Genomic DNA, 25,665 nt, shown 5'->3' with positions numbered 1-25,665 from the left:
GGCAGGTAAGATTTAATAACAGCGTACATTCACTTAAAATATTTTCCCGTTATTTGGCTGTGCTGATTTAGTGTCTCAAATGAAATCCTATAAATTTTAAAAGTTCATCTTTACAACAATAACATTTATTCTATAGATCAAAAAAAAAACATTTGACAGGCTCATAAACATAATCAAACTATTTAATTATACCGACCGGGTTAAAAATTAATCTTTATATTTGATAATTAAATTAATAGAATGAGCGAAGAGACAAAAGCATATGCCTTAATAACTGGTGCAAGCAAAGGAATTGGAAAATCTATTGCTTACGAGTTGGCCAAACAGGGCTATCCGTTACTGCTTGTTGCAAGAAGTGGTGAGGAATTAAAGACGCTATCTGATGATCTTCATGCAAAATACGGCACTATTGCTCCTATCTTTCCTATTGATCTTTCAATAAAAGAGGCATCCCTGAAAGTAGTTGATTGGGTAAAAATGAATAATTATCCCGTTGGCATTTTAGTTAACAACGCTGGTTATGGTGTATGGGGCGATTTTAGCCATTCTCCTCTCAGCAATCAGCTTGGCATGATGCAGCTTAACATGAATGCAGTGGTAGAATTGTCGCATTTATTGATGCCTATTCTTTCAAAAGAAAAACAAGCCTACATTTTAAACATATGCAGTACGGCTGCGTATCAAGCTGTACCGACACTTGCAATTTATTCAGCCACAAAAGCATTTATCTTGTCCTTTACTCGTGCTCTTCGTTTCGAACTTGCCAAAACTTCAATATCAGTAACCTGTTTCAGTCCAGGTCCTGTCGATACAGGCTTTGCTGCAAGAGCGGGTTTAAGCGCTTTAAACAAAATGGCTGAAAAGTTTAATATGCAACCTGATAAAGTGGCAAAAATGGCAGTAAAAGCCATGTTCGGAAAAAAATCAGAAGTTATTCCTGGTTTTACAAATATCATTTCTGTTTATGCTAACCGTATACTACCGAAGGCATTTATCGAAAAAACAGCAGCTGGGATTTATAAAATTTAATTTTTTCAAAAAAAAATTAAAAAAAATTCATTGTAAAAGAAAAATTATATTATCTTCGCATTAAATCTCTACTAATTCGATAGAATATGTCTAGTAAAAGAAATATGTTTAATTTTCCTAAAAGCCAAATGCACGCAAACATGCGAATGTGTTGCTGTTGCTGTTGTAGCTGTTGCTAAACTTTTAGATAAAATTTCAAACACTATTTTTCATTTATTAAATATATTTATCATGGTCTCTTCATATAAAACATTTACCCTAGCTAATCAATTAACTGCTGAACAAATCAACTTTTTTAACCAATATGGTTTTATCCATTTCAAAAATTTTATAACCCCAGAAACCGTTTCATCAATCATTGATGCTTCAAAAGAAGTAGAACAAAAATGGATTGACAATGATCTTCAAAAAGTAAACGGCGTTCCAATTAAATATGGTAAAGATTTAGACGGCTCTCCTATTGTGCAGCGCTTTGCCTTTATCAATCAGCACCATCAAACATTAAGCGGCCTTCTACTTGATCCAAGATTTAATAGCTTGTTGCAATTGGCAGGCGATGGCGCAAGATTAGGCACTGAAGAAAAAGATGGAATGGTTTTCAATCATTATATCAATGGACCTGAAAGCAAGTTTACTAAGATGGGCTGGCATACAGATGGCTTGAGGGATATTTTTTATGGTACAAAATTAAATCCCATGTTAAATGTGGGCATTCATTTAAGCTCTTTAAAACCTGAAAACGGCGGTCTTAAAATCATTCCAGGTACGCACAAACAGAGTATTTACCAAATGCTTTTTCGCAAGAAATACTTTTTAGACCATAAAGAAGATCCAGACGAAGTTTCAATAATTCCAGAAGCTGGAGATTTAACCATCCATGACGGGCGCTTGTGGCACAGAGTCGCGGAATCATCTATCCGCGGCGAAGAAAGCAGAAGAAGAGTTATTTATATTCCCATTATAGCAGGAAAATATGCTCCTAAAAATGAGAACAGCCCAACGGTTTTCTATCAACGTTTTGCGGGAATTGTTAAGTAATATGCTGTTTGTTATTGCATTTAGTTATCTGGTCAGATCAGGTAAACTAAAAAGAACCTCCGATTTTTTAAAAAATGTCCAAAGAAAGATAAAAGTAAAAATTATAAAACTGGAATTGGGTATACTGTCAGGCTTACTAATATTGGGTTATTAATGGGAAAGGAAACGCAGCATGAAGCGAGTAATGCTATTGTGCAAAAAACATTTTCAGACCGCAAACGGACTAATATCTTAAAAAGAGCGGAGCAGCTGACCATTGTATTTTTGCTTCCGAAGGTGCCAAGATTCATTTCACCTAACCTGCTCACTTTAATTGGTGCGCTTGGTTCTGGGTTAGTCTTTTTAGCTTTTGTTTTGGGTGCTTATTCAACAGATCAATATCTACTTTTGGGCATTATCGGACTTGCTATAAATTGGTTAGGAGATTCTTTAGATGGAAGATTGGCATATTACAGAAATATTCCGCGCCGCTGGTATGGTTTTGCGCTCGATATCATCGTCGATTGGATTGGTATCGTGCTTATAGGCTTTGGCTACTACATCTATGCTGAAAACGGTACGCAAATCATAGCTTTTGCTTTTGTTGCATTGTATGGCTGGTCTATGATCATCAGCCAGCTACGCTACAAAATCACAAACCAATACAGCATAGATTCCGGTCTTGTCGGTCCAACAGAACTCAGGTTTATTATTGCTCTAATTTTAATTGCAGAAGTCTTTGCTCATGGATCAATTGCTTACTTGGCTGGCTTTATTACCATTATTTTATTTGTAATCAATACCATAGACAGCTTTAAACTTTTAAAGCTGGGCGATTTAAAAGACAGAAGCCAAGACTGAGATGTTTAAGAAAAAATCAATTTTCACTTTTCTACGGGCGCAAGTTGCGGCATTTTTAGGCGGCCTTACGGATTATGGCTTAATGATTTTATTGACCGAAATATTTAAGCTGCATTTCACCTTCTCTATTTTAATTTCAGGAAGCGTTGGCGCAATTATCAATTTCAGCATCAATAGATTTTGGGTGTTTAAAAATCACTCTGGCTATAGCAGCTGTATCAATAACCAGCTTTTCAAATTTGCGCTGGTTGTATTGGGTAGCATTTCCTTAAAATCATTCGGCACGCTCATTCTGCAGAAAACATTTCAAATCGATTATCGAATCGGAAGAATAATCACTGATAGTTTTGTATCGTATGGTTTTAATTACCCACTAATTAAATATTGGGTTTTTCGGGTAAACGAAAAACAGAGTGCAACCGAATAAAATTAACGTATAAATGTTGTGTTATGGACAAATTGACGTTTAAATATTTTTCAAAATCAGTAATCGCTATAGCGATCTTAATAAACATGGCCTCTGAAAAACTATGGGCGCAGTCTGAAAATCCATCGCCATTACATTTTCCAACACCTAAAAATATAGATGATATGCTGTTTTACATTCAGCGAGATCCCAATACAAACACTGCTGTTTATGCCATAAACTATCTAGAAAACGGAAAAATAAACAAAAGCAATCCCGTAAAAGGGTATTGGATTCGATATGCTGAAAAGGGAGAACGAAAAGACTTCAATTATATCCAGCGCAGATTTGCTTATGGAATCGAAAGTAAGATTTTAAATAATGAAGAGTTTGAGCTTCAGTTTGCAGCCTATAAAAAACTTCCCCTCACCTTGAAGAAAATAGATTCAGATCAAAAATATCATGCATTTGTAAATGTGAACCGCAAAAAAATACAGGTAGAAAAAATATTTGTACGAATTGAAGGAGGCTCGTTCTGGCTACCAAATGTTAAGTATGCAGAAGTTACGGGAATTGATGCTTCCTCAAATAAAATAATTACTGAAAGAATATTATTAAAATAAATTCTAAAATTAAAACTTTGGAACCAGAAGATAAGCGCTGCCAATCAACTTTAATTATTTTCCAGTAATAGTATTCTAACATATTGTTTCTTGTTTGGGTTACACTGCAAACAATATCTTACTGTTTAAACTTTTAAAATCCAACAGAATCGTCCTGTCAAATCCGTCTGAGTAAAAAAAGATCAAAAAAAGTAATCCATATACAAAACGTAAAAAGCATTCTATTAAGAGAACTTCAATGATGATAATTTTGTTTTCATAACTTATAAAAACCAAAACCAATGTCTTTCAGATTTCAGCTTCTATTAATTTTATCAGTATTCAGCCACACCTCTTTTTCTCAAACTGTTTATCCTAAGATTACAGGATATTTTGGCATTTTGCATCCAATAGTAACTGTAAGTGAAGATCAAACTGCTGTAAACTTCAGAGATTATTATGCTGTGGGTTTCCCAACGGGAATCAATATTTGGAAAAACGAGAAAATCGGATTTTCTTTTGAGGTAGTTCCGAATATTAAAGATGATCAGGGAACTGATAAAGTAACCAATTTATTGTTCCATCCTGGAATTCTGGTTGCTTTAGGAAACGGATTTACATTTGCAGGAAGAGCCGCTTTTGAGTCCTCGGGGAGATATGGCTTCACACCTGTTATAAATAAAACAATAATAAAAAGCGCCAATTGCAGCTACTTTGCCGCTATACCTCTCCCTGTACGCTTTGGCAACGATCATCCAGCTTCCTTTACAGCAGGCTTTCAATTTGGAATTGCATTTTAAAATTTAGGTTTATGAACGAAAATCCCAAATACACATTAAAAGAGCTGTTTCTATATTTCTTAAAGCTCGGCACAATCGGATTCGGAGGTCCTGTTGCTTTGGTTGGCTATATGCACAAAGATTTGGTGGAAAATCGAAAATGGATAACTGAAGAAGAATACCGAGAAGGACTTGCCTTGGCACAGCTAGCGCCTGGACCTCTTGCAGCACAGCTTGGCATTTATCTAGGATTTGTGCATTATCGCTTTTTGGGTGCAACATTAATTGGATTTGCCTTTGTACTGCCCTCTTTCTTAATGGTACTGCTATTAGGGATTATTTATCAGATATATGGTGGCCTTTCTTGGATTCAGGCTGTATTTTACGGTGTAGGCGCAGCTGTTATCGGAATAATAGCTTTGAGTTCGTATAAACTTACTTTAAAATCTATAGGAAAGCCAAATCTTGAAGCAATAAAATCCAAATGGCTATTATGGCTATTTTTTATTCTTGCCGTTCTTATCACTTATGTCACAGAAAAAGAACAAGTGTTTCTTTTTATAGCAGCAGGACTTCTATACATGATTGTTTATGCGCGTCCTAAATGGTGGAATATAAAGACTGCAAACTCTTTTTCTTTAATTACTTTTCTCGCTATATTTTGGAGCTATGAAAGTTCAACTCTCACTAAAATAGCGGTCTTTTTTGCTGAAGCCGGCACCTTTGTCTTCGGAAGCGGCCTCGCTATAGTTCCCTTTCTTCATTCAGGAGTTGTGACCGAAAATCAGTGGCTTACAGAACAGCAGTTTCTGGACTCTGTTGCTGTTGCCATGATCACGCCAGGCCCTGTAGTAATAACTGTAGGATTTATAGGTTATCTCGTCAATGGTTTTTTGGGGGCACTGGTAGCTGCACTAGCGACCTTTCTTCCTTGCTATCTCTTTACTATCGCGATGGCTCCATCGTTTAAGAAGATTGCTCAGAACAAGCCTGTTAAAGCATTTGTAGAAGGCATTACGGCCGCTGTGATAGGCGCACTTGTCGGATCTGTAATTGTAATAGCCAAAAGGAGCATAATAGACATTCCAACGGCTATCATCGCTATTATCACCATTTTTGCACTGCTTTATATAAAAAAAATTCAGGAACCTTATATTATTGTGGTGGCGGCTTTCTTGGGTCTAATCATTAAATTAGTCATCGTATAGGGCTAACAGCTTCGTTACTTCCCTCTCCCAAGAGATTCAAGCTAACTATTGCTCACAAATCTGAAAAAGAAAAATACGACGCTCCTTGTCTCTATTAGCAACGAAATACCTCATTCATCCAGATTTAAAATACCAGATAGAGGGCTTTTAAGAGATCAAAAGTTTTATGCCATTGAACCTTTAAAAAAATAGATCTTAATCTGAATATATTTTTTAGATTTATGAGCTGAAACATTACTAGTCCAAAAAATCCTTAAGCCCATATAAGCATGAAATTTCATAATATAATTAAGACGGACGACTCAAAAACTACGTTACTTATCCGTCTCATGGTCGGTACGGTATTTCTTTCAGAAGGTATTCAAAAATTTCTGTTTCCCGCTCTTCGCGGCGTAGGCCGTTTCCAAAAAATGGGACTGCCTTCTGCTGAATTCTTAGGAAACCTTGTTGCTGGCTTAGAAATAATCTGTGGAATACTAATTTTGATTGGATTTATCACAAGATTGGCAGGCATTCCTCTTTTAGTAATAATGGTTGCAGCTATAGTCACTACCAAATTCAAAATTCTTGCCCAAGATGGCTTTTGGGAAATGATGCACGAGAGCCGCACAGATTGGGCAATGCTACTGGGAAGCATTTTTCTTATTATTAAAGGTGCTGGCAATTGGTCAGCTGACAAAACTTTAATGAAAAATGGAGCATAATGCAACCCTTAAAGAAATTGCACGGGTATTCCTAAAGCTGGGAACAATTGGCTTTGGCGGACCTGCTGCGCACATAGCCATGATGCACAAAGAAGTGGTCTCGAAATACAAATGGCTAAATGAACAGCATTTTCTGGATCTGCTTGGAGCTACCAACCTTATTCCTGGACCGAACAGCACCGAAATGGCTATTCATATAGGTTATGTCAAAGGAGGCTGGAAGGGTTTGCTAACTGCCGGGTGCTGTTTTATCATGCCAGCCGTATTGATAACTGGGATTCTGGCACACCTATACAGTCTTTATGGACAGCTCCCTGAAGTACAGCCGTTCATTTATGGCATCAAACCAGCTATTATAGCCATTATTATTGGAGCAGTCTCACCATTAGCTGTAAAGTCGGTAAAATCTATATTTTTAGGTTTGATCGCAATAGCTGTCCTTACAGCCTCTATGTTCGGAGCTAATGAAATTTATCTACTCTTCGGATCGGGACTTCTGGCGATGGCTTTTTTTTATATTCAAAAAATGAGAATTGACGGACTTGGCAGCTTTGCTCCACTTGCTTTAATGTCTTTGCCTCAAACCGGATTTTGGACAGCAGTAAATTCTAAACTCTTTTTAACGTTTCTAAAAATAGGTGCTATTCTCTACGGAAGCGGATATGTGCTGTTTGCCTTTTTGGATGCTGAATTAACAGCCAAGGGTCTACTTACAAAGCAGGAATTAATGGATGCCATTGCTGTAGGCCAATTTACACCCGGTCCTGTATTTTCTTCTGTAACTTTTATCGGCTATCAAATAAATGGCCTTTCAGGAGCAGTGATATCGACTGTCGCAATTTTTCTGCCATCTTTTATTTTCGTTGTACTGCTTAACTTTATAATGAAACGATTACGAGGGGCAAAAGGATTATCTGTTTTTATTGATGCAGTAAATGCTGCTTCTATAGCAATAATAGCCGCTTTGTGCATATCTATGGCCGAAGAAACTGTTACTGATTGGCGAACAGTTTTAATTGCAAGCGTTAGCGGTATTACAGTTTTTACCTTAAAAAAATTAAATACTGCCTTAGTAGTTTTGGGAGGCGCATTGCTGGGGTACATTCTGACTTATGTTTAGCACATAATGCAAAAATTTTGATTGCTAATACACATCAAAAAAACGTAAAATAATCCACTTTCTAACCAGCTTCCTCACTACTATTCTGTCTAATAGCAAAACGCCACCTAATTTTCCGCAGGAAAATCATTGGAAATCATTTCGAGCTTATCTCTGCTTATAGGCTTGTTTATAAACCGGATGACCAGAGGATTGCTTTGGGCGCGCTCAATGTCATCGGGATGCAGAGAAGTGGTTAGCATTAAAATTATACATTTGGCTTTAATCACCTCTGGAAAAGTGGCATACTGCTCCAGAAACTCGTATCCATCCATGCCCGGCATGCTGATATCTAGAAAAATAAAATTCGGTAAAGCATCAGGCTCATCTTCCAATGCTCTCAGATATTCCAATGCCTGCTGAGCAGATTCACACAGAATAGTTTCTTGGGCAAAACTGCATTTTTCAATCATTTTTTTTGCAATAAATCGGTCTGTCGGATTGTCATCGACAACAAGAACCTTTTTGTAAAATGTTTTTTGAGAAGCTGCTTCCATCACTTTATATTTTTATAATCTGTCTGTTTGGGATTTGAATATAAAAAGCGGTTCCCTCTCCCACTTTGGAAGTTACCTTTATCTGGCCTCCAAGTTTGTTGAGAGCCTCCTTTGCAATATAGAGCCCAAGCCCTGATCCTACCGCCTTATTGGATGCGCGATAAAACATATCATATATTTTAGGCTGGGATTCTTCTGGAATGCCTATTCCGTTATCACTAATTACAATATGCGTTTCATCTTCCAAAATGTCAATTTCAATTTTAACAAAAGGATTTTTCTTTTCGGTATCTTGATAACGAATCGCATTTGAAATGAGATTATTTAAAATATTGTTAAGCCTGCTTTTATCAGAAAAAACAGGGCTATCCCCTCTAATAGCGGTGATAAAATCAACGCTGCGGCTATTATCGCCCATGAATTTTAGATTCTGCTCTATGTCATTCAAAAGCTCTTTGTAACTAATCGAGTCATTGCTTACATCAGTGCGGAGATTACGCGAATAGTCTAAAATATCACAGATAAAGGTGTCCAGCCTTTCTGCATTGCCTTTCAAAGCTTCTAAATATTCCAAAGTATGGTCTTCTTCTGTCTCATCTTTTGCAATTTCAATCAGCCCCAGCATGGAATTTAGCGGTGCTCTTAGGTCGTGGGAAGCACTATACACAAAGTGGTCCAATTCATAATTGGCTCTTTTAAGTTCCATATTTTCAATTTCTTTTTTCTTGAAAATAAGATCGATATGCATTTCGCTGTATTTCTTAAACTGGTAGGCCCACAGTCCGCAAACTGAGAAAATAGCCGCCACAAGAACAATATGGAATATAAAGGTTTGCAGCGACATATGATCCAACTGCGTAAAATAAATGCCGCCTACCCCTGAGTACTGCATATAGGCAAACAGGGCGTGATGCACTATAACGATGATTAGAAGAGGAATCTGTAATTTCCATTTCTGATATGTAATCAATATGGCGCTGGAAAGAAATGCTGTAAAGTGCATTTCAAACAGGCCATGCATCTGATAGATAAATTGGGCCATAAAGATTCCTAAAACAGCACTTAAAACATACTGGTATAAGTCTGAATCAGCAAGAACCATTTTTGCAGAAAAATAGGCCACCAATAATAGGCCACCCACTCCAACTGCTATCTGCCAGGTATCATAAAAAGTAGCCAGAAACAAGCCAAAAGCAAAAAAGGTGAAAATAAAATAATTGGCTAAACGGTCTGATTTGGTTTTAATAGCTGATAAAAATTCAGCAATATGGGCTGATTGGTCTAGGTTTTCGTCTTTTTGCTTCATTTGCATCTCTTAAGCTATTTAAGGTTAAAACGATCTATACTGTAAAAATAAATCCCAATTTTAGCATTCTAAAAGCATCAGGCCATCAAACGTTCTGTGGCTATCTAAAAAACTGTTATTACAATTCTGAGATACTTTTCTTCGAGATGATTTTCAAGCTGCCGAACATTTGCATAAGTTCAGCATGTCTTCAAGATTTGGAACTGGGCTTGAACTAAAATACAAAATTTTTAAGACAATTGTAATAAGAGCATTGCAAAAAATAGGAAAATGATACCATCAATATCATCCCTCAACAAAATTTTTACATCACCCAAAATAAAAACATAAAATATTACAATAGTTAATTTCCCTTTTACCTGCTCTAAATACTGAAATCTGAAAAATTCATGTTAAAAAATTACGCAATCGGTTGTTTTTTAATTTCTTTTATTATTAAATTAGCAATGAAAAACTTACAAGAAGTTGTAGGTTAATTTACTAACTAATTAAACCAATTAAAGTTATGAAAAGAGTAAAAAAAGTGATTTTTCTATTTCTGGCGATTATTCCTCTGATGGAATTATATGCATGGCCTGGAATGCCGTTGCCTCCTCTACATGTTGATGGCAAGAATCTAAAAGATCCCTGCGGAAAAAATGTATTGCTGCACGGGGTAGCCATAACTCCCAGTCCCTGGTTCAATGGCTGTTCTTATGGCCAATGTCGCTGGGATAATTATAATGTTCAGGGATGTCTGAATTACAATAATGCCGTTATGGATGCGCTCACAAACACAGCAAATGGATGGAAATTAAATTACATAAGACTCCATATCGATCCCTACTGGACTAACACACCAGGATGCACAGCTGGAGAAAATAACATCTCGTGCTTTGATTATAATAGACTGGTTACTTATGTAAACCAAGTCATAATCCCTCTAATCAACCACGCCAGAAGCAGAGGCCTTTATGTTGTGCTTCGCCCTCCTGGAGTATGTCCCAATCGAATTGCCTATGGAGACAGCTACCATAATTATTTAAGAACGGTTTGGCAATATCTATCGAGTCATCCCAACTTAAAAAATGTAGACAATGTTATGTTTGAAATTGCCAATGAACCTATAGAAATACTAGGAACAAATGGAAACTGGGGCGCAACAGGTGATGAGCACTTTGCCGCATTGAAGAACTTCTTTCAAGATATTGTGAATAGAATTAGGTCTAATGGTGCAAATAATGTCTGCTGGATACCGGGAACAGGATACCAATCCCATTATCAGGGATATCCAAACCATTTGATAACAGGTGGCAATATTGGCTATGCTGTACATGTCTATCCAGGGTATTGGGGAGCAAATGCTGAAAATACAACCAGCTTCAATAATGCTTGGAATGCCAATGTGCAACCGATTGCTAATATAGCACCAATTATGATAACAGAAACCGATTGGTCACCTACTGGAGCAGAGACATGGGGAACTGGAACAACAAGCGGTTTCGGACTTAATCTTAAGGGCAGAATCGATGCCACAGGAAATTGCAGCTGGAATCTACTGGCACCCGAGGGACTTATAACTAATGCAGATCCCTACAATGTTACAACTGCCTTCAACAATAACTGGGAGGCGTGCGCTGCGCCAGTCAAACAGTGGTTCTCTGAATATGCAAACAGCAACATTCCGTCGCAAACCTGCACTACTCTAGTAAACAATGGCGTCTATGAAATTGAATTTAAAACAAATTCAAATAAAGTGGTAGACCTTATGTATGGAACGAATGCAAATGGCACTGCCATCCGACCTTGGGATCGATTGGGCACAACAGCACAGCAGTGGATTGCCATTGATGCTGGAAACGGGTATTGGCGTTTTAAATCCAATGCAAGCTCAACTGGACGTGTAATAGATCTTGAAAGTGCAGATCCAACAAATGGGAAATCGATACGGCTTTGGGACAATTATACTAATGATGCCCAAAAATGGCTGGTAACCGATGTTGGCAACGGCTATTACAGCATAAAATCAGCAGTTGACACCACAAAAGGCTGGGACACATCCAACTGCAATATGGATGGAACAGCAAATCTCCAACTTTGGGAATATTATGGGACTTCATGCCAACTATTTAAATTCAATAAAATAGGAACGACTTCAAAAAGTGCTGTTGCACAGAATATTTCAGCAGACAATATAGAAATAGATGCTGGCGTACAGATATATCCAAATCCGTCAAAGGGTGGAGAGTTTAATATCCATTTCACTTCAGAGTCAGATAAAGAGTATTCTCTAGCCATATACTCAATTGGCGGCGAACTGGTTTATGAAGCAAAAAATCTGAAAACCAATGCTAATCAAACTATTAGAACAAAACTTCGCAAAGGCATATATGTAGCAAGGGTTCTTCAAGATTCATCTGCTGCATCCAAAAAGATAGTCGTTGAGTAAAGACAGAACTTTTATAGTTCTACCAATCATATAAATACCAAGCCACTGTTTTAGATCTTCATTTAAAACAGTGGCTTTTTCTTTTCTTCTGCTGGCATCATGAAAATAAAAACACTGATTTAATTAACGTATACAAGCAAATCTCTGCGACTTATATCCACAGGCACTTTCTCTCATATTTTCCATATTTATTTATCTCATTCCATTCAAAGTAACGCTAAGCAATGCTGTGAATTCTTGGCAGGAAAACTTCAGCCATCATACATCTAGCACTTCCGCCTCCGCAAGCTTCAATCGTATCTAAACTTGAACTTAAAATTTCTGCATGATTTTCTAATTGGGCAATTTGTTTCGGAGTCAAGATTTGATGTGCTGAAGCACTCATTACAATATATCTCTTATCATCTTTCCCTCTCACTTCCAGCATATTTCCTGCAAAATTATTTACCTGATCTTCTGTGATTAAAATGATTTCTTTTTTATCTTCTTTTAAATGATCCAAAACCATTTTGCGCTCTTTTTTATCATCAATAGAATCTGCGCAAATAACTGCAAAAGTTTCGCCTAAGCACATCATCACATTAGTATGATAAATCAGTTTCCGCTTTCCATTTACAGTTTGAAAAGCTTTAAAAATTACTGGTGTATAATCAAAGTTTTGGCAGAATTTAATAACCAATTCTTCATCTGCGCGAGGCGACAAAGCACAATATGCTTTTGCGTTGGCACGATCTAAAAGTAAACTTCCGGTTCCTTCTAAGAAAATGCCTTCTTCTTCTGCCGCGTTATAATAAATAATATTAGAAATCTCGAAGCCTTTTTTTTCCAAAATATCCAAGATATCATCACGACGTTCCAGACGACGGTTTTCTGCAAACATAGGATACAATACTACATCACCATGCTCATGAAATGAAACCCAATTGTTTGGAAAAATACTATCTGGAGTATCGGTTTCTATAATGTCATCAACAACAGTTACATCGACACCAACAGCCCTTAGCTTTTCTACAAAAGCATCAAACTCCTGCTGCGCTTTAGCATTAACAGTATCTGGCAAAAGTCCATTCAATACTTTCTGGTAATAATTATTCACTGCCGTCTGTTCATTCATTCTGAATGCTACGGGTCTAATCATTAGGATTGCATTTGTTGTCTGTTTCATTTTTATATTTTTTTCGTTTCAAGTTTCAGGTTTCAAGTTTTTTGCAAGGCCTGAAACTTGAAACATTATTTAGTCTCTAATTAATGGCAAAGTTGAACATCTCAACAGACCTTCTTGTTTTGAAATTTCTGCATAAGGAATTTCCTCAACTGTAAAACCATTTTCACGAAGCCAGTTGTTCAATCTCGTGAAATTCTTCTCAGAAACCACCACATCTTCATCTATTGAAAATACATTCGAAAACATATTGTACATTTCTTCTCTTTCGATATGAAATAAGTTTTCTTTTCCGAAAAGTTCAACCAAATACAAATAATCTGCCTCTTCGCGGAAACCTCTTTTATAGATAATCCCTTTATCTTTTCCTACTGGCTGAAAACAGCAGTCTAAATGCAAAGCGTTGTCTCTTGCTTCTAACTTAGATTTTACTAAATCAAACTCTTTTACAATTTTATGAGGAAACAGAGATTTGATATAATTTACGCCATGCATATTGGTTCTTGCAGTTATGTAATCTTTATAATCGCTCCCTTTATAAGTTCCTATAAAAATATGGTCTTTCCAAAGCATAACATCGCCGCCTTCTATATGAACTTCTGCTGGCGGACGAACAATTTTTAATGGATCAATCTGATCAATTACATATTGAATCGCGTCCAGTTCGCGTTCTCTGTCAGGCAAAATGTTAGATTTTACAAAAACATCATCAATGACAAATCCAATATCACGGGCAAAAATCTGATTGTAATTTTCAATCGTTTCTGGGCGATACACTTTTACGCCATATTTTTTAAAAACTGCATTAAAAGCCTTCATTTCAGCAACCATATCCTTTTCCACAGGATAAGTTCCTGCCTTAATATGTTCCAAGGATTTAGGGTCATAGGCCTCTTCTATAGATGGAGTTGGACCATTGCTGACAGCTGAACCCAAAACTACAGCACGAAGTCGAGACGTTTCGTTCTTTACATTTAACCGCAGCAAGAATCTATTATATTTTTGAAGATAATGGTACATCTTGTATTATATTGGTATTTTATTTTTGAGAGTTAATTATTCTATTGCGTTTCCCTTATTCATTGAGTTTGCCATTTTCTACGAACCATTTTTTCCATGTGCCTCCAGTTCCATCAATCCAATTATTTAAATTAAATGTATTAGTTCCAGCACTAGTTCCTTTAACCTCGTAAACGCTAATGGCAACCTTATTCAGATTCCATTCCAATGGATTGTTTGGTTTGCAAATTTCTGGCTTGTTGTTTGGAATTTCTGTATTTGGCATTATAAAATAGGCAACATCATCTTTAGAAGGATAATTTCCAAAGACTCTTGCAATTCCTTTTTCGCCTATACAAACCGAAGTGTATTCATCGCAAGCTATTCCTTTTCCTTGAACTTTATAATCATTTATAATTCGGGCTAAAAAAGCAATATGTCTTCCTTTTCTATCGGGATTATCATAATGGGTATCGGTAATGACATCTTTTAAAATTGCATTATCTAAAAAAGACTCGTTGGATATTGTGACTTTTGTATCAAAAGGATTTAACAATGCTTCTTGAGAAGTGATCGTGCCATTTTGAGCCGAAAAATAAAATCCTCCCTGAATCGCCATACCAGCACTGGTTCCGCCCACGACAACTTTTCTATTGATTATTGCTTTATTGATGGCTTCAGAAATTGGCGTGTTTCTCCAATACGAAATATATTCCCACTGATCTCCTCCTGCAAACCAAATTGCTTCTGCATTATTTATTTTTTCTATTATATATGCATCAGAACTCGCTTTGGCATTTTTAAAAACAATAGTTTCAACAGAATTAATAGCAATTCCTAAAGAGGTATACAAATACGAATTATAGCCGTCCGTTCCCGAAGTGCGTAATATTAAAACATCTCCGCCATCTGCCCTATTTAAAAACCATTTCATTGCCTGATCGTTTTCGGTTGCTCCTCCCATCAAGCAAATTCCTCCCTTTGGGGCTGTAATTCTATCTACTTTATTTCCTGTAAAGTAAGACACATAGTTTTTTGCTTCTGGTGTTTTTGGAACCGAATTTTCCGTATTGTTTTCAGAAGAGCAAGCGCTCAAAATAAACAGAAAAGTTATTGCTAGTGTTTTCATTTTAGTCTGATTTTACCAATTGAATAAATATAAAGGGGGAAGAATCAGCAGCATTGATGCTATTAAGAATACCACCATTCGAGGCAGCATCCATTTAAACCACTTGCTATAAGGTATTTTAGCCAAAGAAAGCGCTCCCATTGTAACTCCGCTTGTTGGAATAATAAGATTAGTAAAGCCGTCTCCTAATTGAAAAGTCAGCACTGCCATTTGTCGGCTTATTTCTGAGGCATCACAAATCGGAATAATAATGGGCATGGTCAAAGAAGCTTGTCCCGATCCTGACGGAATGAAAAAGTTTAAAAATGATTGGAAAAAAAAGATGCATTCAGCAGATACAGCCTTTGGCGTGTTTTGGGTTATTGATACAATAGAATTAAGTATCGTGTCAATAATTTTGCCTTCTTGTGTAATAATTAGAAGTCCTTTGGCCAGTCCGATTACCAATGCCGCAGTCATCATGTCTTTAGCTCCCAATACAAAAGCATCTATCGCTTTTGATATTGACATTCTGTAAACAATGGAGACAAAAATAGCTAAGGCCAAAAACAAAGCAGCGATTTCGTTTATGTACCAATTATAATTGCTCACCCCGTAAATTAAAATGAGAATGGTTACAAAAAGTGCATATAAAATTATTTTCCTAGCGGTGTCTAATTTAAAGTCAGATGTCTCAAGATTGCTATTCTCTTTTTCATCGGCAATGCCAAACAATAGGCTTTTCTTAGGATCTTTTCCAATTTTTATTGCATAATGCGTAATTACGAAGCAAGCACATGTTGTTAAAATAAACCAGACAAAAATCCTATATTCCATTCCGCTAAAAATTGGAATTTGTGCTATACCTTGTGCAATGCCAATAGTAAATGGATTGCTAAAGGCACCTCCAAAACCAACGCCAGTTCCTACAATTGGAATTGCCGCTCCAACAATTGCATCATAACCCATTGCTTTTGCCATGGGTACGGTAATCAGAATAAAGATTAAAATCTCTTCGCTCATTCCAAAAGTAGCTCCTGCAAAAGAAAATAATACAATTAAAAATGGAACAATAAAAATTTTATGTTTTGGCCTTTTATGACTAAACTCAATTACATTAAAAAGTCCTGCGTTTATTGCGCCCGTCATGTTTATAATAGAAAACGCTCCTCCCACCAGAAAGACAAAAGCAATAATTTGAGATGCCGAAATAAATCCTTTAATCGGAGCTTCCAAAAAAGCTTTGATTCCTTGAGGAGATGCTTGTACAGACTTGTAAGAACCTGCAATAATTTTCTCCGTTCCGTTTGCAATCGTACGATCGAATTCTCCTGACGGAATTATCCATGTCAGACCTATAAAGAGAAGTGTAATTACTAGAATTATAGTAATTGTATCTGGGAATTTTTCTAATATTTTCATTTTTTTTATAATTTAAATTTCTCTCCCGGCAGAAGGATTTCTAATCTAATATCTTTACTTCCTAATAGTCCGTTTTTGACTTGGATATTTGTTTTGTTTGTTTTTCTTATAATGACCACTTGCGAATCTCCAGTAACTCTTGCATCGTCACCTTGTACCGCTATAGCAGTCGATTCATCAATGCCGATTCCTAAATAATCTGGATTTTCCATAGCAACCGACAATAAACGGTTCATTCGCATTCGGTAAATGAAATGTTGATCGATAATGGCATTTGGCAGCAAACCCAATCCCGTTGCTAATTCAAAATTTTTTGCTTCGATGCTATGGAATTCTCCAGTATAAGTTGGGTGCTTCAATTCATTTCCTGAAATCATTTTTGTGCTCATTACTGCTGCGCCAGCACTTGTTCCTGCTATGGTTGCCCCATTTTGATAGGCAGAATGAATGGCTTTATAAACAGGGGTATTCAAAACTGATTTCATAAATAAATTTTGATCTCCACCAGTAATATAAATAAGGCTAGCTTTTTTGAGAGAATCAATCTGTATTTTTGGCTGGCTGATTCGATTAAAATTAAAAGCCTTTATCTTGTTTGAATTTATACCTAATCCAATAAATTGTTTTGCCGTATAATAAACTGCCGAATCGGGTTCTTCGCTAGCCATTGGAAGTATCACCATAAAGTTTTCTTTATTTAGATTACTAACTGCAATCAATTCAGAAACCAATTTATCAGATTTTTTTCCGCCACCAATTATGAATAGCTTTCCTTTAGTTTTAAGCTCTTCAACATTGTTAAGCTTTGATTGGCAAGAACACAACAGTAGTAAACACAAGATTACAAAAAATGGAATAGATTTCATGATATAATTTTAGTGTTATACTTCTTCGTTATCCCAGATATATACTTTTTTTTCTTTCTTTTTTTCACACACAAATCCACGGTACATTCCTTGAGAATTATATGAAAAATTAATATTTCCGTCTTTGTCAATTGCAATAAGCCCTCCTTCTCCACCCAACTTTGTCAAATGGCCTTTTATTGTTACTTCGGTTGCCTGCTCTAGAGACATTTTTCCAAATTCCATTAAATTTGAAACCATGGAAGATACTGTGGCTCTAATAAAATATTCTCCAACACCAGTGCAAGAGACGCCACAAGTCTTATTATTGGCATAAGTCCCAGCTCCAATAATTGCAGAGTCGCCAATTCGTCCATCCAATTTATTAGTCATTCCTCCTGTCGAAGTCGCTGCGGCTATATTGCCATTTCTATCAATAGCAACTGCGCCAACAGTTCCCATCTTTAAGTTGGTATGATCGAGAAAAGTTGCTGTTTCAGAGATTTTTTTTGCCTCCAAAAATTGTTCTTTTCTAAAATCAGTATCAAAGTAATGGTTTTCTACTAATTCGTGATTAGTTTGTTCTGCCAAATTATCGGCAGCTTCACCAGAAATCATGATAAGGTCTTTATATCCTAATAAACTTTTGGCGAATAGAACGGGATTTTTAATTTTCATACTGTTTGCTACCGATCCAGCCTCTAACGTAGCGCCATCCATTATTGAAGCTTCTAATAGATGTTTTCCTTCTCGAGAATAAACGGCTCCCTTTCCCGCATTAAAATGAATGCTATTCTCTAAAGCTACTACGGCAGCAGTGACCGCATCAACGGCATTACCGCCTTTTGCTAAGATCTCTTCTCCTGCATTAAGAGCAAGAATAAGATCCTCTTTTATCATTTTTTTATCTGTTGGTGATAGATTCTCGGGAGTTATCACACCCGCACCTCCGTGTATACAAAGTGCAAACGGCGTTTTATTTGTCATTTCTTTTTCTTTTTTTGAATTTAAAGAAGACTAGCTAAGCGACATACATTTTTTGTAAATGAATCCCGCATTAGCAGCTTCCTGGGGGATTTTTTTAGTATCCTGGATTTTGTTCTAACTTGCCTTGGGCAATTGTAATTTCGTTTTGCGGTATTGGATAAGTTGTTCTGAAAGCAGGAATATTCAAAATTGAAGCTGCTCTGCCTAATCGAACGATAGTAAACCATTGGTGTCCTTCAAAACCTAATTCCCTTTTGTTTTCTTCAATCAAAATAGTAACAAAAGCATCTAGATTTGGAATTTGGGCTAAAGTGTAAGGATTACTCGGTAAAGCTCTTTGACGCACCACATTTAAATCAGCCAAAGCCGAAGTTAAATCCTGAGGGTTTTTCTTTGCCAAAGCTTCTGCACGAATCAGATAGATTTCTGAAAGTTTAATGATAATGGCATTTCCGTCAATTTCGCTGTCACGAGTTCCATATTTATCACAAAAAACTTCTTTTCCCGAATCGTAATATTTATAACTTCTTGGATCGTTGTCGTCGTCCATTGGTTTGAAAAAACTATTGTAATCAGCAGAAACTTCTGGAGGTGAAACTGATAAAAATTCGGTTAAACTATTACCGTCAATACCTAAAAACTGTAACTCTAGGATAGCTTCAGACGAACCTTCAACATCATAAATATCATTAAATTTTGTATTTAATTTATACGTACTATTGCTAATTACTTTACTGGCATACAATATGGCATTATCATAATCGCCTTGATACAGATAAACCCTTGCAAGCAAAGCTTCAGCAGCAGCTTTTGTAATAAAAAATCTATTGCTGTCATATTTCAAAATTGCAATGGCATCTTTTAAGTCTGAAATAATTTGCTGATAAGACTGAGCAACAGTAGATCTGGAAATTTCTTTAGCAGATTTTGCATCCAAATATTTAGTTGAAACAGGAATACCATATTTTGAGTTTGGATCTGTAAACTGCCCGAATTGGCGCAACGCATCAAAATGTCCTAGTGCTCTGCAAAAAAGTGCAGTTCCTTTAGAATTGTCATCTTTCAGCTCAAGCTCTTCCATTTTCTGCAAAATCAAGTTGCTGGCATTAACAAGCGTATAAACATTTACCCAATTGCTTTGAATATAAGCATTTGATGGTGGCACAATAGCGTTGTCCAACTGGGTAAAACGCTCTTGAAAACCGGTCGCATCTGCATTGCCTCCCGTTAATTCCTGAGCCAATATAAATTCACCTCCGTAGTACGTTCCGCTTTGCATCACGTCATACAGTCCTACAGCGGCGGCTTTTAATGAAATATTATCAGTTATGGCAGTTGCCGCCGGAATTTCATCATCTAATTTTGTGTCCAGTACATCATCACATCCTAAAACTGTAAAAGCAAGTAACATAGACAAGAATACATATATCTTTTTATTTTTCATGATTTCAAATTTTAAAATGTTGTACTTAATCCTAATGTAAAAGTGCGTGCCTGACCTAAAGTTCCAAAATCCTCCCCTTGCAGAATATTCAAATCTTCCTGACTTGAAGTATTTGTAGAAACTTCAGGATCGAAACCTAAATAATCGGTTATAGTAAATAGGTTTTGAGCTTGGATATAAAGAGAAAGACTATTCAAACCAATTTTGCGAATCACATTAGAAGGCAGCTTATAAGCAAGACTTAAAGTTTTCAATCTGATATAATCTCCATCTTCCAAAAATTGCGTGCTAAAGCGCTGCATCTGTCCATCTTTTGTAGAAGGCCTTGGCACATCAGTAATTTGCCCTGGCGTTCTCCAATAATTATCATATACTCTTTCGCTAATATTAGAATATGGAATACCGCTTTTTGTATACCCATAATTATCGTAAACATGGCGGCTTTGATTGAATATTTTGTTTCCTCCAGAGAATACAAAGTTTGCCGTCAAAGTAAATCCTTTGTAGCTGAAATTGTTGCTCCATCCACCAAAATAAGTTGGCAATGCGCCTCCAACCATTTGTCTGTCAGAAAAATCGATTATTCCATCTTTATTTATGTCATCAAATTTTGCGTCTCCAGTTTGTGGATCCACACCCAAAAATTTAATTAAATATAGAGTGCTTACTTCTTGTCCTTCTTTCAAAATATGATTTCTTCCCACTTCTTCACCGTCATTAATCAATTTTTTAATCTTGTTGTCAAGCAACGTTAGATTAACCCCTGTATTCCATTTAAAATCATCTCCATCAAAGACGGCTGCATTAATTCCAAATTCAAAACCTTTATTTTCTATAGCTCCAACATTTTGATAAACAGAATTAAAACCAGTAAGTCCCGAAACTTTTGCTTGCAATAAAAGATCATCTGTTTGCTTGTTAAAATAATCGGCCGTTAAAGTGATTCGGTTTTTAAACAATCCAAAATCTAAACCTATATCAATTTGCTTTGTTTTTTCCCAACCCAAGTCCGGATTTTCTAATCGGTTAGGTGCTATTCCTGGAACTCCGTTATAATTAGCATTTAGAGTATAAGTTCCTCTCCAATTTGAACCAATTTCTTGGTTTCCTGTAAGTCCGTAACTAGCTCTGATTTTAAAATCAGAAATACTTTCACTTTTAAAGAATTTTTCTTTATTAACTCTCCAAGCTAAAGATCCTGATGGGAAATAGCCATATTGATTATTCTCTCCAAAACGTGAAGAACCATCAGCTCTCACTGTAAATGATGCTATATATTTATCATCGTAAACATAATTTGCTCTTCCAAAAAAAGATTGCAAACCATATTGGTTTTTACCCGAAGTACTAGCAATAATAGTACTTGCAGCAGAAATACTAGATGTAGTGTTAGTAGCATATCCGACACCAGATTGGTCAGAAAAACGAGTTTCATTTTCTTGTATTGTCCATCCTAAAATAGCTCCGAAATTATGCTTTTCGCCAAATTGTTTATTGTAGTTTAAAGTGTTTTCTACCAGCCAATTGGTTTCTTCATAAGTTGCAAAAATACCTTCACCTGTCTTCGATTTATTTGTGCCAGAAGGAACATAAGAATCCTCAACTAGGTTGGAATACTCTAATGAAAAAGCCGATTTAAACTTTAAATCTCGAATAATTTTCCATTCAACATATGCTGTACCCTGCACGCGCGTAGATTGAGAAATGTTTTTATACTCTTTGGCAATCTGAACAGGATTTTCAAGCGGCCACCAAGTGTTGTATTTAAAAGGGTTGGTATACTTCCCATTTTCATCATAAATAGGTTCTGTAGGATCCCAGCCTTGTGCATTAATTACAACTCCATATTCATCATTTTCGCCAATTGTTCTCTGATGGTTGCTACGCGTTATAAAAAATGTATTTCCTACTTTGAATTTTTCATTAATATTATGATCCAGATTCATGCGGGCACTTAATCTCTTAAAGCCTTGACCTATTTGAATTCCTTCCTGATTATAATAATTTCCGCTCAGATAATAGCTCGTTTTTTCGCTTCCGCCCTTAACACTAAGATCTAAATTTTGCGTTACGCCAACTCTAAAGATTTCATCGTAGATATTGGTATTGATTCCTTTTGAAGTATCGATCCAATCAAAATAATCAGAACCTAGTCCGTCAAATTCTGCAGCGGTGTTAAAAAACTTTTTAAACTTCTCGCTGTCAACCATTTTTGGATATTTCGAAATTTCAGCAAAAGAAGTGTAATAATTAACATCTACAATACTTTTACCTGTTTTACCTCTTTTTGTGGTAATTAAGATTACTCCGTTAGCACCTCTTGATCCATAAATGGCGGCTGCGGCAGCATCTTTTAAAACTGTAAAAGATTCAATATCATTCGGACTCAAATCTGCTAATGGATTAACTGGCTGTATATTTGCATTTAGTGCCGAATTATTTCTAGACACGATTGGAATTCCGTCTATGATATACAAAGGCTGGCTGCTCGCTGATATAGAAGAAACACCACGAATATTAACGCTCACAGCACTTCCTGGTGTAGCCGATGACGAACTTATATTCACCCCAGGAGTCTGTCCTTGCAAACTGTTTTCAAAACTTGAAGAAGTTCCCTGAGGCAAATCTTTGGTTTTTATAGATTGTATACTAGAACTCACATCTTTTTTAGATTGCGTTCCATAACCAATAATTACTACTTCATCTAGGCTTTGGCCTTGACCGGAAGTCATAGAAATAGTATAATTGGATTTTTCGTCTATCGTAACTTTTTGGGTTTGATATCCGATATAGGAAAATTCTATCGAAGTGCTGTTTTCAGGTATTTGAAGTTGAAATTTTCCATCAAAATCTGTAATTGTACTTGCTTTTGAATTAGAAACAATAACATTGACGCCTACCATGGGTATATTGGATTGTTTGTCTGTAACAGTTCCTTTTATAGTTTTTTGTGCATATGTTGTAATACATGACAACAACACAATAATCAGTTTTATTTTATTGGTTAGTTTCATTTTCTTAGTTTAAAATTTAATAAAATTGACAATAGAAACACCTCGACTATTCATGAAAATGAAGAGTTTTGGCATAAAAATCTGTAAACTGAGAAGTGAAACTTTTTAACAATTAAATATTGGCTGCAAACCTTTTAGATAAAGTGATTTGCAATCAATACAACGATATAATAAATTGGTAAAATTCATTTGGTTAGGTTTGGTTGAGAAAATAAAAAATACAATAATGATACTAAACACTTAAGAATAGTGTTTGCATATCAATTCTTCAACAGTTAAAGATAGGCTGAAGACCTCTTAGAGTAAGAGATTTTGATTTTGTGATTGTATTTGCTTTTCCTGCAATCAAAATAGAGTGGTATTATTTGACGATAAAATTAGAAAAAAAATTGAATTAAAAAATAAAAATCATATTTTTAATTAAACTTTATCCATACTTTTAGTTTTTAAGCTGACTTTTCCGCATAATTTTAAGAATTTAATCAAATAAAACAAAAAGAATTTATAAATAATACAGAACTAAGAAGTTCTTTTCAAATAGCCTTTAATAATAACAAATATCAAAGTTATTAAGTCAATTTATCAATTTATTGATCATGCCATTAAAAATAAAACCATGAAAAGGCAGCACAGCATACCAGTACAACCTTCCGAGAATTCCTGATGGCTTAAAAGTTGCTGCCTGATATAATGTATTATTAAAAATTTTGAATTCGAGCCATGCTTCTCCCGGAAGTTTCATCTCTGCATAGAGAATTAATTTTCCTTCTTCCTTATTAGCATACACCACACGCCAAAAATCAAGAGCATCTCCTGCATGTATATCATGTTTATTCGTTCTTCCTCGTCGAACTCCAACACCTCCAAAAAGCTTATCAATAAATCCCCTCAAACCCCAAAGCCAATCACCATAATACCATCCGGTTTCTCCTCCTATAGACCAAATTTTAGCAATAGTATAGTCTCTGTTTATAATTTTTCTTTTTCTTCTATCGATAAAACAATCTTTTTTAGGAACCTTTAAATAATATGAAATACTTCCTTTAAACTGTCCGCTTATTTGCGCGTCTTTCCAGCTCGAAGCTACTTCATCTTGGTCAATTTTTACAATTGCTTTTTGTAACGCATGACGGTAACTCATAGGTTTTATATCCAACAACTCATTGATTCTATTGTCCCTGCAAACCACTTCTACTCTCATGCTACTCACTAATGCCGAAGCCAGTTTAAAAGAAGTGGAAGTAATGAAATATAACCAATAGGAAGACAACTTAGGCGTCATTACTGGCAGTGTATAAATAAATCTTTTGAGTTTTTTAATCTTTGCAAATTCTAGCAACATTTCCTTGTATGTAAGAATATCTGGCCCGCCAATATCAAAACTCGCGTTGTATGTTTTAGGGTTTAGCAGTGATTTCATTAAAAATTCTAAAACATCGGCAATGGCAATAGGCTGGCATTTAGTATTAAGCCATTTTGGTGTAATCATTACAGGCAGTTTATGGACCAAATCCCGTATAATTTCAAAAGATGCACTGCCTGAACCTACTATAATTCCTGCTCTCAAGGTTGTTGTTGGAGTTTTACCACTTTTTAGGATTTCTTCTACCGCCTTTCTAGAAGCCAAATGTTTAGATAAGGATTTATCATTGACAATTCCGCTTAAATAAATAATTTGCCTAGCGCTTGTATCATTTATCTTTTTTTTGAAATTACTTGCAGAAATTCTTTCAAGCTCATCATAATTGTCAGCGCTAGACATGGAATGAATAAGGTAATACGCGGCATCAATATCATTAGGAATAGTTTCTACACTTTTATATTGCAAAAAATCAACCTCAAGAAGTCTAACGTTTGCTGAATACTTTTCAGGATAAAAAAATCTGTTCTTGTCCCGTACACAGCAAATTACTTCATGTCCCTCTTCAAGTAGTAAGGGCAGAATTCTTTTGCCAATATATCCTGTTGAGCCGGTTAATAGAATTTTCATGATGACATATTAGATTTTAAAGCTGACCAAGCCACAATCCATTTGGAAAATTTGTCCCGAAATAGATCCTGCCGCATTTGAAATAAGATAATCTGCCATTTTAGCCACTTCTTTAGGCTGTAAATATCTTTTTAAAGGATGACGCTCAGAAATATTTTCTTTCATACGATCATTTCTGAGGATTGAAGCTGACAATGGAGTTTCTGTAATAGTAGGTGCAATAGCGTTAATACGGATTGCGGGAGCGAGCTCTGCACCTAGTGATTTAACAAGACCTTCTACTCCACCCTTTGCTGCAGCAACACTAGCATGATAAGGCATTCCAAGTTTTACTGCAACTGTGCTGAAAAGGACCACAGACGGATTTGTGCCTTTTTTTAAGGCTGGCAGATAATGCTGTATTACTTTCACAGCACCAATAACATTGATTTCGAAATCATTTCTGAAATCATCAATGCTTAAACTCAGAATAGGTTTCAGATTTATAGAACCTGGACAGTAAACAATAGCATCAATTTTCTCAATTTCTGGAAGCGCGTCCTTTAAAATGTCTGCCGTAAAATGAATTAAGTTAGGATGTGAAATATTAGGAGCAGTTCTGCTAATGTTATAAACTTGCTTCGTTCCCAATTGCTCCAATACTATTGCTTCTCCAATTCCTCCGCTTCCTCCTATTACAAGTATTTTTTCCATAAACA

Annotated in this window: 22 protein-coding genes; 10 read left to right on the top strand and 12 right to left on the bottom strand. The window is 35.9% G+C overall.

From position 1 onward, the window contains the following. Positions 1–240 precede the first annotated feature (240 nt). The 9 genes from BLP44_RS14930 to chrA all read left to right on the top strand — a co-directional run bounded on the left by BLP44_RS14930 (position 241) and on the right by chrA (position 7,726). Positions 241–1,029, top strand: a complete 789-nt coding sequence (locus BLP44_RS14930; protein WP_091134109.1) for an SDR family NAD(P)-dependent oxidoreductase — start codon at positions 241–243, stop codon at positions 1,027–1,029. A gap of 231 nt (positions 1,030–1,260) precedes the next feature. Further along, a complete protein-coding gene (locus tag BLP44_RS14925; RefSeq protein ID WP_008469212.1) occupies positions 1,261–2,067 on the top strand; it encodes a phytanoyl-CoA dioxygenase family protein in 807 nt (268 codons plus the stop codon). A gap of 153 nt (positions 2,068–2,220) precedes the next feature. Then, positions 2,221–2,907, top strand: coding sequence for a CDP-alcohol phosphatidyltransferase family protein (locus tag BLP44_RS14920; protein WP_091134107.1), 687 nt, complete (start codon positions 2,221–2,223; stop codon positions 2,905–2,907). 1 nt (position 2,908) lies between these two features. Continuing rightward, a complete protein-coding gene (locus BLP44_RS14915) occupies positions 2,909–3,334 on the top strand; it encodes a GtrA family protein (RefSeq protein ID WP_008469215.1) in 426 nt (141 codons plus the stop codon). Between the two features lie 23 nt (positions 3,335–3,357). Beyond that, positions 3,358–3,936: a DUF4833 domain-containing protein gene (locus BLP44_RS14910; protein WP_008469216.1), complete on the top strand. Its 579-nt coding sequence runs from the start codon at positions 3,358–3,360 to the stop codon at positions 3,934–3,936. A gap of 281 nt (positions 3,937–4,217) precedes the next feature. Further along, positions 4,218–4,715, top strand: a complete 498-nt coding sequence (locus tag BLP44_RS14905; protein ID WP_008469217.1) for a hypothetical protein — start codon at positions 4,218–4,220, stop codon at positions 4,713–4,715. A gap of 11 nt (positions 4,716–4,726) precedes the next feature. Beyond that, positions 4,727–5,902 (top strand): chromate transporter, encoded by a 1,176-nt coding sequence (locus BLP44_RS14900; protein ID WP_091134105.1) that lies wholly within the window; start codon positions 4,727–4,729, stop codon positions 5,900–5,902. A 269-nt stretch (positions 5,903–6,171) separates the two neighbouring features. Beyond that, positions 6,172–6,606, top strand: a complete 435-nt coding sequence (locus BLP44_RS14895; protein ID WP_035692241.1) for a DoxX family protein — start codon at positions 6,172–6,174, stop codon at positions 6,604–6,606. Continuing rightward, positions 6,596–7,726 (top strand): chromate efflux transporter, encoded by a 1,131-nt coding sequence (gene chrA / locus BLP44_RS14890; RefSeq protein ID WP_091134102.1) that lies wholly within the window; start codon positions 6,596–6,598, stop codon positions 7,724–7,726. The genes BLP44_RS14895 and chrA overlap by 11 nt, the downstream gene beginning before the upstream one ends. 107 nt (positions 7,727–7,833) lie before the next feature. On the opposite strand, the gene BLP44_RS14885 is transcribed toward chrA, so the two are convergent. Both BLP44_RS14885 and BLP44_RS14880 read right to left on the bottom strand, forming a co-directional pair. Beyond that, entirely contained in the window at positions 7,834–8,262 is a 429-nt protein-coding gene (locus tag BLP44_RS14885; protein ID WP_008469222.1) for a response regulator, read from the bottom strand. 4 nt (positions 8,263–8,266) lie between these two features. Further along, on the bottom strand, positions 8,267–9,568 hold the full coding sequence (locus BLP44_RS14880) for a sensor histidine kinase (protein ID WP_244511785.1): 1,302 nt from the start codon (positions 9,566–9,568) through the stop codon (positions 8,267–8,269). Positions 9,569–10,073: 505 nt separating this feature from the next. Between BLP44_RS14880 and BLP44_RS14875 the strand changes: the two genes are divergently transcribed. Beyond that, complete coding sequence (locus BLP44_RS14875) at positions 10,074–11,996, top strand: RICIN domain-containing protein (RefSeq protein ID WP_091134098.1); 1,923 nt, start codon at positions 10,074–10,076, stop codon at positions 11,994–11,996. 217 nt (positions 11,997–12,213) lie between these two features. Here BLP44_RS14875 and ctlX read toward each other — a convergent pair whose 3' ends face one another. The 10 genes from ctlX to BLP44_RS14825 form a co-directional block, all read right to left on the bottom strand. Further along, entirely contained in the window at positions 12,214–13,161 is a 948-nt protein-coding gene (gene ctlX, locus BLP44_RS14870) for a citrulline utilization hydrolase CtlX (RefSeq protein ID WP_091134096.1), read from the bottom strand. A gap of 69 nt (positions 13,162–13,230) precedes the next feature. Then, the gene (locus BLP44_RS14865; protein WP_066035215.1) at positions 13,231–14,145 is read right to left on the bottom strand and encodes a dimethylarginine dimethylaminohydrolase family protein; all 915 of its coding nucleotides are present in this window, start codon (positions 14,143–14,145) and stop codon (positions 13,231–13,233) included. Between the two features lie 88 nt (positions 14,146–14,233). After that, positions 14,234–15,286 (bottom strand): cyanophycinase, encoded by a 1,053-nt coding sequence (locus BLP44_RS14860; protein WP_091134093.1) that lies wholly within the window; start codon positions 15,284–15,286, stop codon positions 14,234–14,236. Positions 15,287–15,298: 12 nt separating this feature from the next. Next, the gene (locus tag BLP44_RS14855; protein ID WP_091134091.1) at positions 15,299–16,687 is read right to left on the bottom strand and encodes a YfcC family protein; all 1,389 of its coding nucleotides are present in this window, start codon (positions 16,685–16,687) and stop codon (positions 15,299–15,301) included. Positions 16,688–16,692: 5 nt separating this feature from the next. Beyond that, positions 16,693–17,553, bottom strand: a complete 861-nt coding sequence (locus BLP44_RS14850; protein ID WP_091134089.1) for a cyanophycinase — start codon at positions 17,551–17,553, stop codon at positions 16,693–16,695. Between the two features lie 15 nt (positions 17,554–17,568). Further along, positions 17,569–18,519 carry an isoaspartyl peptidase/L-asparaginase family protein gene (locus tag BLP44_RS14845; protein WP_091134087.1) on the bottom strand — a complete coding sequence of 317 codons (951 nt, stop codon included), beginning with the start codon at positions 18,517–18,519 and terminating at the stop codon, positions 17,569–17,571. Positions 18,520–18,613: 94 nt separating this feature from the next. After that, positions 18,614–19,963: a RagB/SusD family nutrient uptake outer membrane protein gene (locus tag BLP44_RS14840; RefSeq protein ID WP_091134085.1), complete on the bottom strand. Its 1,350-nt coding sequence runs from the start codon at positions 19,961–19,963 to the stop codon at positions 18,614–18,616. 11 nt (positions 19,964–19,974) lie between these two features. Next, positions 19,975–22,977 carry a SusC/RagA family TonB-linked outer membrane protein gene (locus tag BLP44_RS14835; protein ID WP_091134084.1) on the bottom strand — a complete coding sequence of 1,001 codons (3,003 nt, stop codon included), beginning with the start codon at positions 22,975–22,977 and terminating at the stop codon, positions 19,975–19,977. A gap of 574 nt (positions 22,978–23,551) precedes the next feature. Next, entirely contained in the window at positions 23,552–24,967 is a 1,416-nt protein-coding gene (locus BLP44_RS14830; protein WP_091134082.1) for an SDR family oxidoreductase, read from the bottom strand. A 9-nt stretch (positions 24,968–24,976) separates the two neighbouring features. Further along, positions 24,977–25,660: an SDR family NAD(P)-dependent oxidoreductase gene (locus BLP44_RS14825; RefSeq protein ID WP_091134081.1), complete on the bottom strand. Its 684-nt coding sequence runs from the start codon at positions 25,658–25,660 to the stop codon at positions 24,977–24,979. Positions 25,661–25,665: the final 5 nt, after the last annotated feature.

This window comes from Flavobacterium anhuiense, assembly GCF_900101855.1.
Classification (GTDB): domain Bacteria; phylum Bacteroidota; class Bacteroidia; order Flavobacteriales; family Flavobacteriaceae; genus Flavobacterium; species Flavobacterium anhuiense.
The sequence above is the reverse complement of the archived record's forward strand: the minus strand, read 5'-3'. Positions and strand labels throughout refer to the sequence as shown.

Coding starts and splice junctions, on each gene's coding strand:
- BLP44_RS14930 (WP_091134109.1), top strand. CDS start 241: ATGAGCGAAGAGACAAAAGCATATGCCTTAATAACTGGTGCAAGCAAA.
- BLP44_RS14925 (WP_008469212.1), top strand. CDS start 1,261: ATGGTCTCTTCATATAAAACATTTACCCTAGCTAATCAATTAACTGCT.
- BLP44_RS14920 (WP_091134107.1), top strand. CDS start 2,221: ATGGGAAAGGAAACGCAGCATGAAGCGAGTAATGCTATTGTGCAAAAA.
- BLP44_RS14915 (WP_008469215.1), top strand. CDS start 2,909: ATGTTTAAGAAAAAATCAATTTTCACTTTTCTACGGGCGCAAGTTGCG.
- BLP44_RS14910 (WP_008469216.1), top strand. CDS start 3,358: ATGGACAAATTGACGTTTAAATATTTTTCAAAATCAGTAATCGCTATA.
- BLP44_RS14905 (WP_008469217.1), top strand. CDS start 4,218: ATGTCTTTCAGATTTCAGCTTCTATTAATTTTATCAGTATTCAGCCAC.
- BLP44_RS14900 (WP_091134105.1), top strand. CDS start 4,727: ATGAACGAAAATCCCAAATACACATTAAAAGAGCTGTTTCTATATTTC.
- BLP44_RS14895 (WP_035692241.1), top strand. CDS start 6,172: ATGAAATTTCATAATATAATTAAGACGGACGACTCAAAAACTACGTTA.
- chrA (WP_091134102.1), top strand. CDS start 6,596: ATGGAGCATAATGCAACCCTTAAAGAAATTGCACGGGTATTCCTAAAG.
- BLP44_RS14885 (WP_008469222.1), bottom strand. CDS start 8,262: ATGGAAGCAGCTTCTCAAAAAACATTTTACAAAAAGGTTCTTGTTGTC.
- BLP44_RS14880 (WP_244511785.1), bottom strand. CDS start 9,568: ATGAAGCAAAAAGACGAAAACCTAGACCAATCAGCCCATATTGCTGAA.
- BLP44_RS14875 (WP_091134098.1), top strand. CDS start 10,074: ATGAAAAGAGTAAAAAAAGTGATTTTTCTATTTCTGGCGATTATTCCT.
- ctlX (WP_091134096.1), bottom strand. CDS start 13,161: ATGAAACAGACAACAAATGCAATCCTAATGATTAGACCCGTAGCATTC.
- BLP44_RS14860 (WP_091134093.1), bottom strand. CDS start 15,286: ATGAAAACACTAGCAATAACTTTTCTGTTTATTTTGAGCGCTTGCTCT.
- BLP44_RS14855 (WP_091134091.1), bottom strand. CDS start 16,687: ATGAAAATATTAGAAAAATTCCCAGATACAATTACTATAATTCTAGTA.
- BLP44_RS14850 (WP_091134089.1), bottom strand. CDS start 17,553: ATGAAATCTATTCCATTTTTTGTAATCTTGTGTTTACTACTGTTGTGT.
- BLP44_RS14845 (WP_091134087.1), bottom strand. CDS start 18,519: ATGACAAATAAAACGCCGTTTGCACTTTGTATACACGGAGGTGCGGGT.
- BLP44_RS14840 (WP_091134085.1), bottom strand. CDS start 19,963: ATGAAAAATAAAAAGATATATGTATTCTTGTCTATGTTACTTGCTTTT.
- BLP44_RS14835 (WP_091134084.1), bottom strand. CDS start 22,977: ATGAAACTAACCAATAAAATAAAACTGATTATTGTGTTGTTGTCATGT.
- BLP44_RS14830 (WP_091134082.1), bottom strand. CDS start 24,967: ATGAAAATTCTATTAACCGGCTCAACAGGATATATTGGCAAAAGAATT.
- BLP44_RS14825 (WP_091134081.1), bottom strand. CDS start 25,660: ATGGAAAAAATACTTGTAATAGGAGGAAGCGGAGGAATTGGAGAAGCA.